Annotated in this window: 9 protein-coding genes; 3 read left to right on the top strand and 6 right to left on the bottom strand. The window is 74.1% G+C overall.

The features are described from left to right. Window positions 1–145: 145 nt before the first annotated feature. Both ychF and BFF78_RS15805 read left to right on the top strand, forming a co-directional pair. Window positions 146–1234, top strand: coding sequence for a redox-regulated ATPase YchF (gene ychF, locus BFF78_RS15810; RefSeq protein WP_069778954.1), 1089 nt, complete (start codon window positions 146–148; stop codon window positions 1232–1234). A gap of 491 nt (window positions 1235–1725) precedes the next feature. Continuing rightward, window positions 1726–2706, top strand: a complete 981-nt coding sequence (locus tag BFF78_RS15805; protein ID WP_079161333.1) for a putative protein N(5)-glutamine methyltransferase — start codon at window positions 1726–1728, stop codon at window positions 2704–2706. 33 nt (window positions 2707–2739) lie between these two features. Here BFF78_RS15805 and BFF78_RS15800 read toward each other — a convergent pair whose 3' ends face one another. From BFF78_RS15800 to BFF78_RS15775, 6 genes are all read right to left on the bottom strand, one after another. Further along, complete coding sequence (locus tag BFF78_RS15800; RefSeq protein WP_069778953.1) at window positions 2740–3969, bottom strand: MFS transporter; 1230 nt, start codon at window positions 3967–3969, stop codon at window positions 2740–2742. Next, entirely contained in the window at window positions 3966–5234 is a 1269-nt protein-coding gene (locus BFF78_RS15795; protein WP_227025841.1) for an ATP-grasp domain-containing protein, read from the bottom strand. Before BFF78_RS15795 ends, BFF78_RS15800 begins: the two co-directional genes overlap by 4 nt. Window positions 5235–5305: 71 nt before the next feature. Continuing rightward, the gene (locus BFF78_RS15790) at window positions 5306–6847 is read right to left on the bottom strand and encodes an amino acid adenylation domain-containing protein (protein ID WP_069778951.1); all 1542 of its coding nucleotides are present in this window, start codon (window positions 6845–6847) and stop codon (window positions 5306–5308) included. Next, window positions 6847–7587, bottom strand: coding sequence for a hypothetical protein (locus BFF78_RS15785; protein WP_069778950.1), 741 nt, complete (start codon window positions 7585–7587; stop codon window positions 6847–6849). Before BFF78_RS15785 ends, BFF78_RS15790 begins: the two co-directional genes overlap by 1 nt. After that, the gene (locus BFF78_RS15780) at window positions 7584–10802 is read right to left on the bottom strand and encodes a type I polyketide synthase (protein WP_069778949.1); all 3219 of its coding nucleotides are present in this window, start codon (window positions 10800–10802) and stop codon (window positions 7584–7586) included. The genes BFF78_RS15785 and BFF78_RS15780 overlap by 4 nt, the downstream gene beginning before the upstream one ends. After that, window positions 10795–14499, bottom strand: a complete 3705-nt coding sequence (locus BFF78_RS15775; protein ID WP_472573254.1) for a non-ribosomal peptide synthetase — start codon at window positions 14497–14499, stop codon at window positions 10795–10797. Before BFF78_RS15775 ends, BFF78_RS15780 begins: the two co-directional genes overlap by 8 nt. Window positions 14500–14612: 113 nt before the next feature. On the opposite strand from BFF78_RS15775, the gene BFF78_RS15770 reads away from it, so the two are divergent. Then, window positions 14613–15836, top strand: coding sequence for an MFS transporter (locus BFF78_RS15770; protein ID WP_069778947.1), 1224 nt, complete (start codon window positions 14613–14615; stop codon window positions 15834–15836). The last annotated feature ends 51 nt before the right edge of the window (window positions 15837–15887 follow it).

Below are 15887 nucleotides of genomic sequence, written 5' to 3'. Positions count from 1 at the left end.
CAGACACGCCGGTGGGAAGAGCTTGGCCACGCGTTCGAAGCTCCCGCGAGCGGCCCGGCGCGGACGCCGTAGACTGGTGGATCGGCCAGTGTCGGTCTCTGGCCCCTGGCAGCCCCTGGCCCACTCAATTACGGGAAGTCGCAACGTGTCGCTCACGATCGGAATCGTCGGCCTGCCCAATGTCGGCAAGTCGACCCTGTTCAACGCCCTGACCAAGAACGACGTGCTGGCGGCCAACTACCCGTTCGCCACGATCGAGCCGAACGTCGGCGTGGTCGGGGTCCCCGACGCCCGCCTGGCCAAGCTGGCGTCGATCTTCGGCTCGGAGCGCATCCTTCCGGCCACGGTCGACTTCGTCGACATCGCCGGCATCGTGCGCGGCGCCTCCGAGGGCGAGGGCCTGGGCAACAAGTTCCTCGCGAACATCCGCGAGTCCGACGCGATCTGCCAGGTCATCCGTGCCTTCAAGGACGAGAACGTCGTACACGTCGACGGCAAGGTCTCGCCGAAGAACGACATCGAGACGATCAACACCGAGCTGATCCTCGCCGACCTCCAGACCATCGAGAAGGTCCTGCCGCGCCTGCAGAAGGAGTCGCGGATCAAGAAGGACGTGGCCCCCAAGGTCAAGGCGGTCGAGGAGGCCAAGGAGATCCTGGAGAAGGGCGACACGCTCTTCGCGCACGGCATCGTCCAAGGCACCGAGCGCAACGAACTCCTCCACGACCTGCACCTGCTCACCACCAAGCCCTTCCTCTACGTCTTCAACGTCGACGAGGACGAACTGATCGACGAGGACTTCAAGAACGAGCAGCGCGCCCTGGTCGCGCCCGCCGAGGCGATCTTCCTCAACGCCAAGCTGGAGGCCGACCTCGCCGAGCTGGACGAGGACGAGGCCCTGGAACTCCTGCAGTCCGTCGGCCAGGACGAGCCCGGCCTCGCCACCCTGGCCCGCGTGGGCTTCGACACCCTCGGCCTGCAGACCTACCTCACGGCCGGCCCCAAGGAATCCCGCGCCTGGACGATCAAGAAGGGCGCCACGGCCCCCGAGGCGGCCGGCGTGATCCACACCGACTTCCAGAAGGGCTTCATCAAGGCCGAGGTCATCTCCTTCGCCGACCTGGTCGAAACCGGCTCGGTCGCCGAGGCCCGCGCCAAGGGCAAGGCGCGCATGGAGGGCAAGGAGTATGTGATGAAGGACGGGGACGTGGTGGAGTTCCGGTTCAACGTGTAGCGGGTGGCGTACCGCCACGTCACTGATCTGGCAAACAGGTCAGAGAGGGTCCGACTCTTCGGAGGCGGGCCCTTGCTTCGTGGCGGATGTCTGGAAAGGTGCGGCGGGTCCGGGGAGGATGCCGGTCGGCTGGACCCAGCTGCCGCCCGCTCCGACGCTGTGCAGGGAGTCCCTTGCCGGGGGGTGAGTTGGCGCTCGCGAGATTGGCGCGCGGCGCGGGGACAGGGGCCGGAGCACGTCCTCCCGGGCAATGCCGACTCGGCGACGGTGCCGGGCGCCCCGGGCGGAGTCAACGGCCTGTGGTAGCTCACCCGTTGGCGTGACCGCCCCCGCCCGTGCCGAGGTGCTGCGGTTCACCGCGTGACGTTCATGGCCGGGCGGACTTCGCTATAGTTTCGCCGTGCATCCGCCGGCACCGGTCGGCGACGGATTCCGGGAGGTGAGACCCATCAGCGCGGTAACGGTAGGGATCCACCCCTGGAGGGTTCGTCATGGACGACACGCTGGTGCACGACTGCTGCACGGCAGCTGATTCTTCTTCGGTTTCTGATTCTGATTCTTCTTCACTTCCTTCTTTCCGCTCCCCGTTCGGCGCCCCGCTGGAGCCGGTCGTCGCGCGGCTGCGTGCCGCGGGCTGCGTGTTCGCCGAGGAGGAGGCCGAGCTGATCCTGGACGCCGCCGGGCGTTCCACGGGGCCCGGCTCCGGCGAGGAGCGGGCGGCGGACGTCGAAGTCCTGGTCGACCGCATGGTGGCACGGCGCTGCGCCGGTGAACCCCTGGAACACGTCGTCGGCTGGGCGGCGTTCTGCGGGCTGCGCATCGCCGTCACCCCGGGGGTGTTCGTGCCCAGGCGGCGCACCGAGTTCCTGGTGGCACAGGCCATGCGGGTCGGCCGCGACGCGGCGTTGATCGTGGACCTGTGCTGCGGTGCCGCGCCGCTGGCCACCGCGCTGGCCGTGCGGCTGCCGCGGGCCGAGATCCACGCCGCCGACATCGACCCGGTGCAGACCGCGTCCGCCCGCCGCAATCTGGAGCTGTTCGCGAACCGCGCGCACGTCCACGAGGGCGACCTGTACGCCGCGCTCCCGCAAGCGCTGCGCGGCCGCGTCGACCTGCTGGTCGCCAATGCCCCGTACGTCCCCGTCGACGCCCTCGCGACCCTGCCGGCCGAGGCCCGCGAGCATGAGCCGGTCCACAGCCTGGCCGGCGGTCGTGACGGACTGGAGATACAGCGCCGTATCGCCGCCGGTGCCGACGGGTGGCTGGCGCCCGGCGGACATGTGATCGTCGAGACCGGCGAGGACCAGGCTCCGCACACCCGGGCCCTGTTCGCCGGGGCGGGGCTGGACGCGTGGGTGGCCGAGTGCGAGGAGATGGAGGCCACCGTGGTCGTCGGCCGCCGGCCCCGGTCGGCGAGGAGCGGACCAGCGGCCTGCCGCATGGCCCGTAGCACCTGCTCGTGCCCTGAGTAGCCGGCGATGGTGCCTCGCTGACGCCGCCGGCCGTCAGGGATCGTCGGCGGTCGGCTCGGCGTCGGTGCGCATGCCCGTGGTCACGGCCGCCGCCGCCAGCAGGCCCAGCGCGCCGAACAGCAGCCATGAGGTACCGCCCCACGCGGCCCACAGGGCCACACCCAGGGGCGGGCCCAGGGCGGTTCCGGCACCGAAGGCGGCCTGGGAGGCGCCCATGTAACGGCTCGTCAGTTCGGGGCGGGCCGCGTGTGCCGGGTAGGCGACCATGGTGGGGGAGCCCACCGTCTCGCCGAGCGACCACACCACGGTCGCGACGAAGAACCACCCGACCTGCGGCGGCAGGGCGTACAGCGCCACCCCGCCCGACACCAGCACGATCCCGGCGGCCGCCGCGAGCCGCCGGGGCCAGTGCTGGGTCCGGCGGGTGACGAGGAGCTCGCAGCAGATCACGATCAGGCCGTTGACGCTGATCAGCGCGCCGTAGACGAAGGTGCTCCAGCCGGCGTCCCGGACCGCCAGCGGCAGTACGGAGACGTACTGGATGTACACCGCCGCGTAGACCAGCATCCCCAGCAGGAACAGCAGATAGCGGACGTCACGGAGCAGCGTCAGGTATCCGCCCGTACGGGATCCGTCCCGGCGCCGGTGATCCCCGCGGCCCGCCCCGGGCGGCAGCGCCCAGCCGCTGACCAGCGCGCAGGCCAGGGCGGCGACGGCCTCCACCCAGAACAGCAGCGAGTACGACACGGCGGCGAGCAGCGCGCCCAGCAGCGGCGCCGCGGTCGTCCCGGTGTTGAGGGCCAGCCGGTACATGGCGAACGCCATCACCCTGCGCCGCGGCGCCACCCCGGCGCTGACCACCTCGGCCGAGGCGGGGCGGTAGACCTGGCTGCTCATGCCGAGCGCGGTGACCACGGCCAGCAGCAGCGGATAGGAGGGCACCGCCGGTACCGCCGCGGTCAGCACGGCCGTGAGCGTCATCGACCAGACGATGGCCCGGCGCGCGCCGACCAGATCCACAAGCCAGCCGCCGAGCAGCACACCGACGATGCAGCCCACGCCGTTCACGCCGAGCGCGGTGCTCGCCTGCACCGAGTCGTAACCGCCGCGCACCAGGAACAGCACCAGGAACGCCTGGAGGAAACCGCCGAGCCGGTTGACGAAGATGCCGACGACGACCGCCTTGACGGCCGTCGGCGCCTCCCGCCAGGTCGCCGCCGCGCCGGTCGCGGGGGCCCGGGAGGGGTGCTGGGTCTCGGTCACCCCGCCGCCCCGGGCAGGTCGCGGGCCGGGACCAGGGTGACGGCCGCCGCAGCCGCGTCCAGGGCCTCGGCACACCCCTCGGCGGTGGCGGCGGTGACGACGACAAGGGCGTAGCGGCCCGTCACATGGGCGCGCGGCGGCAACCGCAGCGACTGTCCGGGCGCGGCCAGGACGTCCACCCGGTCGACGGCGGCCGGCAGCCGGGCCTCGTCGACGCGGACCGCCTCCGCGACGACATCCCGCTCCGGATACAGGAACCGCACCGCCGCCGCCCCCTGCGGGCGCACCTGTGCCGAGGGACGCACCCCGAGGGCCAGCGACGCGGCGACCAGCCCGGCGTCGACCCCGGTGACCAGTCGGCCGAGATAGGGGATGAGGTCGCCGCCGCTGCGGGCGTTGATCTCCACCAGCCGGGGACCACCGCGCGTCAGCCGCCACTCGGTGTGCGTCCAGGCCCGGCCGAGCCCCACGGCCGCGTGCACGGCGGTCAGCGCCGCGCCCAGCTCCGGGTCGGTGAGCAGCGGATCGGCGGCGTCGACGGTGTGCCCGACCTCCTCGAAGTACGGCGGGTAGCCGAGGTGTTTGCGCGCCACGAACAGCGGTGTCACCACACCGTCCCAGCACAGGCTGTCGACGCTGATCTCGGGACCGTCCAGGTACTCCTCCACCACCACCGGTGCTGCGAACCGCTCCCGCACCTCCGGCATCGAGCGGGTGGCGACCGAGTCGAAGACCCGGGCCAGGTGGTCTTCGTCGGTGACGAACGTGGTGCCGTTGCTGCCGACCAGGGCGCGCGGCTTGACCACCACCGGATAGCCGATGTCCCGGGCCGCCGCCCGGGCCTCGGCGAGATCGCGCGCGGAGGCGGAGGCGACCGGCGAGGCGCCCGCCGCCGTCAGCGCCCGCCGGGTGGCGTGCTTGTCCCGGCAGGTGCGTACGGCGCCGGAGGGCATCGCCGGCAGGCCGAGCGCCTCGGCCAGCAGGGCCGAGGGCAGGATGCGCGTCTCGTCCCAGCACAGGATGCCGTCGGCGGGCACCTGCCGCGCGGCCTCGGTCAGGGCACGGGCGTCCAGGGTGTCCACCACCGTGTGACCGACGACGTACGGGCGCTCCCAGGTCGGTTCCTCCTCCTTGAACAGCCACAGCCGGTATTCCTTGGCCACGGACTGCAGGAGATATCCGCGGGTGGTCTCGCCCATCGGACTGACCAGTATGAGCAGCGGCTCGTTGCCGGCGGCGACTCGCCCTGGCACATCCATACCCATGCCTTACCCCAACCTCCGCAATCGTGGATCCTGTTGTGTGCATGGCCGGTTCCGGGCCGCCGCGGCGCCCCTCACCACCGGTCCGCACGCCGGTCGGGCCGGGGCAGCCGGGACCGGTCCAGCTTGCCGTTGGCCGTGACCGGTGGCTCGCTCATGACGGTGAGAAAGGCGGGCAGCAGGGGCCCGGACAGCCGCTCCCGCATCCGCGCGCCGAGCACGGCGCGATCGGGTTCACCGCCGCCGCGGCCGGAGAACACGTACGCGGCCAGCCGGGGCGCGCTGCCCATGTCGTGACGTACGATCACGGCCGCGTCGCGCACCCCCGGGCATTCCCTGAGCACCGCCTCGATCTCGCCCGGTTCGATGCGGACACCGTTGAGCTTCACCTGGTGATCGGTCCGGCCGAGGAACTCAAGTGCCCCGTCCGGGCGTTGCCGTACCAGGTCGCCGGTGCGGTACAGCCGTGCGCCGCCCGCCACGTCCGGGACGGTGACGAACCGTTCGGCGGTCAGATCCGGTCGGCCGATGTAGCCGCGGGCCAGCGCGATCCCGCCGAGGTACAGCTCTCCGGCCGCACCGGCGGGGACCGGCCGGCGGTCCTCGCCGAGGACGTACGCGCCGACGTGCGGCATCGGGTGGCCGATCGGCACGGCGTCGCCCGGCTCGACGGGGCGGCACGGCCAGTGGGTGACGTCCACCGACGCCTCCGTGGGGCCGTACAGGTTGTGCAGTTCGGCCGGGTGGAGGGAGCGGAACCGGTTGGCGAGGGCGGCGGGCAGCAACTCGCCGCTGCAGAACACCCGGCGCAGCGTCCGGCACTCGGGCAGGCCGGGCTCGTCGAGGAAGACGGAGAACATCGACGGCACGAAGTGCAGGGCCGTCACCGCCTCCTTCCGGATCACCTCGGCCAGGTACTCCGGATCGCCGTGCCGGCCCGGCTCCGCGAGCACCAGCCGGGCCCCGGTGAGCAGCGGCCAGAAGAACTCCCAGACCGACACGTCGAACGTGTACGGCGTCTTCTGCAGGACCACGTCACCGGGGCCGATCGGGAAGGTCTCCTGCATCCACAGCAGCCGGCGCACGATACCGCGGTGCTCGATGGCCACCCCCTTGGGACGCCCGGTGGATCCGGAGGTGTAGATCACATAGGCGAGACCGTCGCCGGTGTGCCCTTCGGGTACGGGCAGGGGGGCCGGCGGCGGGGGCCCGGCGGTGCCGTCCGTGCCGAGGACGGACACCGGGGCCGCGGCGGTCAGGTCCGCCGCGTACGCGGGGTCGGCGACGGCCACGGTCACCCCCGCCTCGGCCAGCATGTGGGCCGTCCGCAGCGGCGGGCAGTCCACGGCGAGGGGAAGGTAGGCCGCGCCTGCCGACAGGATGCCGAGCAGCGTCACGACCAGCTCCACGGAGCGTTCGGCGCGGACGGCGACCACCGATTCCGGGCCCGCACCGAGCGCCGCCAGCCGTGCCGCCGCGGCGTCGGCCTCCGCGATCAGGCCGCGGTACGTCAGCTCGCCCCCCGGACCCCGCACCGCGATCGCGTCCGGGGTGCGTGCCGCCTGCCGTCGGATCAGGGCGTCCAGACGGTCCGCCGGGCCCGCCACCTCCTTCATCACGAACCGCCGTTGCGGGCCGCGGCCGTCACGGCGCGCAGCACCTCGGACACGGGCACGTCGTCGGCGTCCAGCGTCGGCGTCGCCGCGTCCCGTACGGGGTCGTCGGCCGTGATCCGGACGAAGCCGAGCCAGGCGAGACAGCGGGGCAGCATCTCCTCCAGGAGGATCTCCGCGTCCTCCTCGGCCAGCTCCTGCTCCCGCGCGATCGCCGTGAAGTCGCAGAGCAGGGTGGTCCGCATGGCCGCGAGGGCCTCCGCGACCCCGGCCCGCCCGTACCGGAACCCGGCGTCCTGGTCCGTGGCTGCGGCGTCCGCCCCGAACTCCTTGCGGATACCGGCGAATTCCTCGGCCACGGTGTCCGCGGAGGGCCAGGTGGGCTGGACGAGCACCAGCGGAAGGGCGAGCTCCGCGGCGAGCCGGCCGGCCAGCGAGGCGGCCGTGCAGTAGCCGACGACGACGGCGGGCCCGGTGATCTCGGGGCGCAGGACGCGGGCGTAACCGGCCGACAGCTCCGGGAGGCCCGGCGGTGGCCCGTCCACCGCCTCGGTGAGGTCGTCGACGGCGTCGACGCGCAGCACGCGCCAGCCTTCGCCGCCCTCGGCCAGTGCCGCGCCGAGGCTGCGCCGGGCCGAGAACCCGGCGAAGTCGGCGAGCAGGACGGTGCCCCGCTCGCCGTGGGCCAACTCCTGGTACCTGTACGGAATGTGCACCTGCTCTTCCTTCCCCGTCTGCGTCACTTGTCCTCCATGGCGCGGTGCCCGACCGCCAGTTCGGCGAGGACGGCCGAGGCCATCCCCCGTACCGTCGGCCGGCGCACCATGTCCCGGATGGTCAGCCTGACCCCGAACTCCCTGCGCACCCGGCCGAGCAGTCGCACCGCCAGCAGCGACTCACCGCCCACCGCGAAGAAGTCGCTCTCCGGTGTCAGCGGGATCGCCCCGAGCAGGTCCTGCCAGGCGCGTACGAGCTTCTGTTCCACGTCCGCGAGTTGCCCGGGGTCCGGGGTGGCGGGGGCCGCCCCGCCGTCGGCCGAGTCCGTGTCCGCGCCGGTGGGCCGGGTGTCCGGGCAGGTGCGTTGGCCGGCGCCCTGCGTCTCTTCCCCGTCGACGTGCGCGTGTTGCCGGGCGGCCTGCGCCTCCTCACCGGCGGCGTGGGTGTGCTGGCCCGCGGCCTGGGCTTCCCCGTCGGCGGTCGGCGACCCGCACCTGGCGCACCTGGCCTCGGATCCGGTGTCCCCGCCGCCGGTGCCCGTTCCCGGTGCCTCGGGAAGGTCGATCCAGTGCCGTGCGCGCTGGAAGGGATACGTCGGCAGGGACACCCGGCGCGGGGCGGTGTCCCTCGCGAAGGCGGGCCAGTCGCAGGAGGCGCCCGCGGTCCAGGCGTCGCCCACCCCGGCCAGCAGCGTGGCCGTGGCGTCGGCCCGCTCGTCCCGGCCGGGCATGGTGGTGACCACCTCGGCCTGTTCCTCGGTGAGGGTCTGGCGGACCAGCGCCGACAACGTGTGCCCGGGACCGGCCTCCACCGTGACCGTGCGGGTCCGGGGGCCGCGGGACAGCGCCTGGACCGAGGGGTGGAACAGGACCGGCGCCCGCAGGTGCCGTACCCAGTGGCCGGCGTCGAGAACGGTGCCCTTGGGCAGCCGCCGGCCGGTCTCGTTGGCGATCAGCGGCACCCGCAGCGGGCGGTGGCGCACCGCCGCGGCCGCCGCCCGGAACTCCTCGGCCACCGGATCGAGCAGCCGGGAGTGGAAGGCGCGGTCGCCCGGCAGCCGACGGGCGCGCAGCCCGGCCTGCGCACAGCGCCCCTCCAGCGCGGCCACGGCCGCGTCCGGCCCCGAAACCACCACGGACCGGGGGCCGTTGACGGCGGCGAGGTCCAGGGGCTCCGCGCCGAGCAGCGGTTCGAGCTCCTCGGCCGTGGCCCGTACCGCGAGCATCGCGCCCGGCTCGGTCTGCTGCACGAGCCGCCCCCGGTGCGTGACCAGCAGCGCACCGTCCGCCGGATCGAACGCCCCGGCGAGGCAGGCGGCCGTGTACTCGCCCAGGCTGTGCCCGAGGACCACGGAGGGTTCGAGACCCCAGGACTGCAGCAGCCGGCCCAGCGCGTACGACACGGTGAACAGCGCCGGCTGGGTCAGCCAGGTCTCGTCCAGCGAGCCGGGCGAGGCCGGTGAGGCAGGCGAGGCCGACGATCCCGCCGTGCCGTCGCCGGAGCATACGGCGTCGCGCAGGTCGATGCCCAGGGGCCGCCGTACGGCGTGGGCGCACAGGTCCACGGCCTCCCGGAAGACGGCGTACCGGCGGTAGAGCTCCCCGGCCATGCCCGGGTACTGGGTGCCCTGCCCGGGCAGCAGCAACGCCACGGACGCCGGGCCGCGCACCTCGCGGGTGTGTGCCGGGCCCGCCGCGGCGGCGGCCCGCCGGAAGCCGGCCGGTTCCGCGCAGACGACGGCACGCCGGTGACGGAACGCGGTGCGCCCGGCCCGTGAGGTGTGTGCCACGTCGGCGAGCCGCGACTGCGGACGGCTCTCCAGGTGCCGGGCGAGGCGCTCGGTGGCCTGCTCCAGCGCGGCCGGTGTACGGGCCGACAGCAGGACCAGATCCGGGCCGGCGGGACCGGCGGCGGCGGGCGCGGGGAGCCGTGGCGGTTCCTCCACCACCACATGCGCGTTGGTGCCGCCCATCCCGAAGGAGCTCACTCCGGCGCGGCGGACCCGCTCGCCGGCCGGCCAGGGACTGAGCCGGTCGTTGACCAGGAACGGGCTGTCGGCGAACGGGATCTCGGGGTTGGGGTGGCGGTAGTTGATGCTCGGCGGCAGTGCCTCGTGCCGCAGCGCGAGCAGCACCTTGATCAGGCCCGCGATGCCCGCCGCGGCGTCGAGGTGGCCGATGTTGGGCTTGACGGAGCCGATCCGGCAGTACCCCGTCCGCCGGGTGTGCCGGCGGAACGCCTCGGTGAGCGCGAGGACCTCGATCGAGTCGCCGATCTCGGTGCCGGTGCCGTGCGCCTCGACGTAGTCCACCTCGTCCGGTGAGACCCCCGCCGCGGCGTACGCCCGCAGCAGCACGTCCGCCTGGCCCTCCAGACGGGGCGCGGTGTAACCGGCCCGGCCCGGACCGTCGTTGTTGACGGCCGACCCCCGGATGACGCCGATCACCCGGTCGCCGTCGCGCAGTGCGTCGGGCAGCAGCTTGAGCAGGACGAGACCGGCGCCGTTCCCGGCGACCGTGCCGCGGGCGTCGCGGTCGAACGTCCGGCAGTGGCCGTCCGGCGAGGTGATGTCGTGCGCGGTGTGCAGATGGCCCGACTCCTGCGGCACGCTGACGCAGGCCCCGCCGGCCAACGCCATGTCGCACTCCCCGCCGAGCAGCGCCCGGCAGGCCATGTGCACGGCGACCAGCGAGGTGGAGCAGGCCGTCTGGACCGCGACGGCCGGGCCGCGCAGCCCGAGCCGGTAGGCGATCCGGGTGGCCGCGTGGTCCTTCTCGTTGCCGATCTGCACCGCCAGCGGGCCGAGCGCCTCCAGGACCCGGGGGTCGCCGCGCACATGGCGGGCCAGATAGGCGTTGGGCCCGGTACCGGCATAGACGCCCACGTGCCCGGGCAGGGCGTCCGGTGCATGGCCGGCGTCCTCGGCAGCCTCCCAGGCGCATTCGAGCAGCAGCCGGTGCTGGGGATCGGTGACGGCGGCCTCACGGGGCGGCATGCCGAAGAACTCGGCGTCGAACAGCTCGATGCCGTCGAGGACGCCGCGCACCGGCACGTACCCGGGATCCGACGCCTCCTGCTCGGGGACGTGGGCGGCGGCCAGTTGTCCGGGGGTGAAGCGGCGCAGGCACTCGCGGCCGGCGGCGAGGTTGTCCCAGAACGCCTCCGGGTCCGGTGCCTCGGGGAAGCGGCAGCTCATGCCGATCACGGCGATCGAGTCCGCCGGCACGGGGTGGTCAGCCACGGTGCGCCTCCCGTCCGGCGCCGCGCCCGCGCAGATGACCGGCCATGTCGCGGATGGTCGGATGCCGGTAGAGGTCGACCAGGGAGACGCTCACCGTGGGCAGGGCGCGCCGGAGTTCGGTGCGTACCCGGGCGAGCTGGAGGGAGTCGCCGCCGGCCTCGAAGAAGGTCTCGTCCGGTTCGATGTCGTCCAGGCCGAGGACACCGGCCCACACCCCGCGCACCAGCTCCTCCAGGTCGTCCTGGCCGTCCGCGGGGTCCGGCTCGTCCGGCCGCGGGGCCGCCCGCGGGGTTCCGGTCGCGAGGGCCAGCAGGGCGGCCGTGTCGTGCTTGCCGTTGGCGGTCAGCGGCAGTTCGCCGGTCACCACCCACAGGGACGGGACGCTGTACGACGGCAGGGCCCGGCTCAGCGCCGCCCGCACCGCGTCCAGCAGGCCGGGCCCGGCGCCGTCGCGGGGGACGAGGGCCGCCAGCAGCCGCCGGTCGGCGGGTCCGCTCCCGGTGACCAGGACGACACCGTCGCGCACTCCTGGCTGGTCCAGCAGCAGCCGGGTCACGGCGGCCGGTTCGACCCGCCGGCCCGCGATCTTGACCTGGAGGTCACGGCGGCCCACGAACCGCAGCCGTCCGGCGGCGTCCCAGCGGACCAGGTCACCGGTGCGGTACAGGCGTTCGCCGGTGGTGGGGGACTTGGTGTGGGCGGCGTCGGTGCGGGCCGGATCGTCGAGGTAGTCCAGGGCCAGCCCGGCGCCGCCGGTGTGGAGTTCACCGACCGCGCCGGGCGGCACCGGACGGCCGTCCGGGTCCAGCACCTCGACGGTGGTGCCGGCGATCGGCCGGCCGATGGGCAGCGGTCCTTCGGCCTCGGCGGGCCCGGTGAGGTGGTGGACGGTGGTGAAGGTGGTGTTCTCGGTGGGGCCGTAGCCGTTGCTGATCCGCAGCGCCGGGCAGCGCTCCAGCACCCGGCGCACCGCCTCCGGCGGCACCACGTCACCGCCGGTGAGCAGATGACGTACCCCGTCGAAGGCGTCGGGCCGGTAGGCGGCCACGAGTCCGAACAGCCCGGCCGTCAGCCATACGACCGTGACGCCGCGCCCCCGCAGCACGTCGGCGACCTGCGCGGCGGAGGGGGTTCCGGGCGGGCAGACCTCGATGGTGCCGCCCATGGTGAGCGGCGCGAAGATCTCCAGCGTGGCGGCGTCGAAGGCCAGCGGCGCCAGCCGCAGAACCCGCTCACCCGGGCCCGCCGACACGCACGGCGCGTCCCGGGTGAGCCGCACGATCCCCCGGTGCGGCACCCGCACCCCCTTGGGTTCACCGGTGGACCCCGAGGTGAACACGACGTACGCCTCGCCCTCCGGCACGACCCGGTGCACGGCCGGCTCCCGGACCGCCCGGTGCGCCTCCCAGGGGGAGAGCGGGGCGAGCACGGGGCAGGACGCGGCGGACGGCACCGGAGCCGATACGGCGGCACCGACGACGCGGGCCGTGTCCGACACGGCGGTGTCGGCGGCGGGAGGTGTCCCGTCCGGCGTGGTGGGAGGCGTCCCGTCTGGCGTGGTGTGGGGTGTCTCGGCTGGTGTGGTGGGCGGTGTTCCGTTCGGTCCGGCGGTGTCGGCCGCGGAAGGCATCCCCTCCGGCGCGCCGGACGGCATCCCGCCTGGCGTGGCCTGGGGCGTCCCGTCCGGTGTCGTGGCAGGCGTCCCGTTCGGTGCTGTCGGAGATGTCCCGTTCGGCGCCGTGGTGATGATGGCGGCCGGGTGCAGTCTGGCCAGCAGCCGGGCGCGGTATTCCGGGGCGGTGGAGCCGCCCAGGGCGGTGTAGCTCGCGCCGAGGCGTAGTACGGCCAGGACGCACACGATCTCCTCCGCCGACCGCTCCAGCTCCAGCACGACCCGCCCGCCGGGTCCGACCCCGGCCGCGCTCAGGGCCGCCGCCTGTGCCTCGGCGGCCGACTTCAGCCGACCGTACGTCAACTCCCGCAGGACGCCGTCCTGTTCGGCGCGTACCGCGACGGCGTCGGGGCTGTGCGCGGCGGTGCGCTCGAACAGGGTCCAGGCGTCGTCCGCCTCCGGGGCGAGCGCCGGGCCGCGTCCCCATCGCTCCAGCCGGGCCCGCTGGGCGGGGGACAGCGCCCGGACGGTGCCGAGGAGGGCCTTGGGGTGTGCGGCGAACTCGGTGAGCACGGCGTCCAGCGCGCCGGCGAGCCCGTCCGCGTCCTCGGGACCGAGCAGCGAGGTGGCGTACTCGACGGCCAGGACGGGCTCCGGCTCCCAGCGCTGGACGTAGAGCATCGCGTCGAAGACGGCGCCGCCGCAGTGCCCTTCGGCGAGGCCGGCGCTCAGCTCGCCGGCGGCCAGCCGGCCGGGGACCAGTTCGTCGTGCGCGGCGAAGGCGATCTGCACCAGTGGTGTGCGGTCGGGGACCGTGTGTGCGCGAAGGGCCTCGGCGAGCCGGGAGAGCGGCACGTCCTGCGCGGCGACCGCCTCCGCCAGCGCCGCGGTGACCGCGCGCAGATGGTCCCGTACGGGCGCGTCGTCGTCGAGGCGGCACCGCACCGGTACGACGCGGGTGCACAGCGCCGCCACGTCCAGCAGCTCGGGCGAGCGGCCGGCGACGGGGACGCCGATCAGCAGGTCCGTGGTGCCGCAACGGCGTGCCACCACCACCGACCACGCGGCGAGCAGCACCGCCGTACGGGTGATGCCCAGCTCGGCCGCGAGCGCGTCGCAGCCGGTCCGGGCCGCGGCCGTCAGCCCGAACCTCAGCCGGGCGCCCGCCCCGTCGAACTCCGCCGGCCGGGGCAGGTCCGAGGGCAGCTCCACCACCGTGGGCGCGCCGGCGAGCTGGGCGGCGCGCCGGGCGACGAGTTCGGGTGTGCACCGGTCCGTGACCGCCTCCGGGGACGGGGCCGGGCCCGGGACCGGCCGGCCGGCCCAGTGGGCGAACAGCTCCCGCCAGAGCAGCCCCACGCTCCAGCCGTCGGCCAGGACATGGTGGATCAGCAGGGTGACCAGGGTGCGGTTCTCCCCGGGCAGGGTGGTCAGCAGCCAGCGCACGGGCGGCCGGCCGTAGGCGGACAGCAGCCGGTCGCTGTGCCGGCCGTACCTCTCGTGCACGGCGGTGACCGGGTCGGTGCCGGGCGCCGGCAGGTGCTCGGTCTCGGTCACCAGCGGCTCGTGCTCGGCCGGCACATACCGGGACACCTGGTCCCGTCCCTCTCCGTTTCCCTCTCCCTTTCCCTCCACCAGGACCGTACGCAGGGCCTCATGACGTGCCGTCAGCCAGCGCAGGCCGGCCAGGAGCCGGTCGCGGTCGAGCGGGCCGCTGATGTCGGCGCTGAACAGCAGGTGGTAGGCGCGGTCGCCGAACGTGGCGGCGGCGGACAGCAGATCGCGCTGGCCGGGCAGCAGCGGGCGCAGCCCGGTGCCCGCCCCCGTGGGCGCCGGGGCGGGGGCCGCCGCGGGCACCGCCCGCGCCATGACCTCGGCCAGCGGAGCGGCACTCAGCAGCGAGGCCAGCGGCACCGCGAGCCGTAGCTCACGCTCCATCAGGGCGGCGAAGTGCAGGGCCCGCAGGGACGTTCCGCCGAGCCGGGTGAACGACTCCGTCACGGCCCGTTCCACAATGATTTCCGGCCGGATTTCGAGTATTTCCGAGGCGGGCAGACACCAAGCGACCTGTGGTGATTGCGGCATAAAATCATCTGTCCTGGTCAAGATTTTCCCGGATTTCCTTGAGGTGGCTGGACGCTCGGGGTAACAATCCTCTGGATTGAATCCTGGCAAAAACATCGGCGGGGGAGGGTGTTATGAATCCGCGGCGTCTGCTGCCGCCGCCCGGCGCGGGCCGTCTGCTGGCGCTCAGCTCGTTTCTGGGAAGCATCGGTTTCGGGCTCTATCTGTCGGCCGCGCCGGTCTACTTCGTCCAGTCGGTGGGACTCGGCGCCCGGCAGGTCGGGATCGGTCTGTCGCTCGCGGGGCTCACCGGTGTGCTGCTGGGCGTCGTCGTCGGCCGGGTCGCCGACCGGATGGGTGCCCGGGAGACCACGGCCGTCTTCGCCCTCGGGCTCATCGCCACCCTGGTGGCCGTGGCCTTCGTGGACTCCTTCTGGACGTTCCTGCCGGTGATCACCGCGCTGTCGGTGGCCGAGCAGGGCTGGGACGTCAGCCGGGAGGCGGTGATCGCGCACGTCCTCAAGGGCGAGCAGCGGGTGCGGATCTCCGCCTATCTGCGCAGCGCCTTCAACGCGGGCTTCACCCTCGGGGTGTTCGGCGCGGGCCTGGCCATCGCGGCGAACACCCGCGCCGCGTATCTCGCGGTGCTCGGCGGGCACGCCCTCGCCACGGCGCTCGGCGCGGCGATCTTCCTGCGGCTGCCCCGGGTGCCCCGCGTCACGCCCGCGCCGGAGCAGGGCTCCCGGTTCGCCGCGCTGCGTGACGTGCCGTATCTGCTGGTGGCCCAGGTGGCGTCCCTGATGCGGCTCGGCGACACGGTGCTGCTGGTCGGCGTGCCGTTGTGGATCGTCACCAGCACCCACGCGCCCCGCGCGCTCGCGGCCTGGCTCACGGCCGTCAACACCCTGCTCGTCGTGCTGCTGCAGGTGCGGTTCGCCCGCCGCGCCGACACCGTCGCGGGCGCGGCCCGGCTGGAGCGGCTGGCCTTCGCCGCGCTCGCGGTGGCCTGCCTGCTGATCGGCACCACCGGCTGGCTGCCGATGTGGCCGGCCGCCGCCGTTCTCGTCCTGGCCGCGGTGGTCCTCACGTTCGGCGAGATGTGGGGCGAGGGCGCCCGCTGGTCGCTGCGCTACGAGCTGGCGCCCGACGACGCCCAGGGCCAGTACGGCGGCGCGTTCCGGCTGGGCACGGCGGTGCCGACGGTGCTCGGGCCGCTCATGGTCACCGCGGCCACGGGGACCGGGAGCTTCTTCGGCTGGCTGGCCCTGGCGGCCGTCTTCGCCGCGGTCGTCACGGCCGTCGGACCGGTCGTACGGCTGGCTCAGCGCCGCCGCCCGAGCCTGGCCGCGGACGGCTGAGCACCGCGGGAGGACGTCCGGGCCGGACGGCTCCGCCGCCGCTCGGACGTC

The sequence above is a fragment of the Streptomyces fodineus genome (assembly GCF_001735805.1).
GTDB lineage: Bacteria > Actinomycetota > Actinomycetes > Streptomycetales > Streptomycetaceae > Streptomyces > Streptomyces fodineus.
The sequence above is the reverse complement of the archived record's forward strand: the minus strand, read 5'-3'. Positions and strand labels throughout refer to the sequence as shown.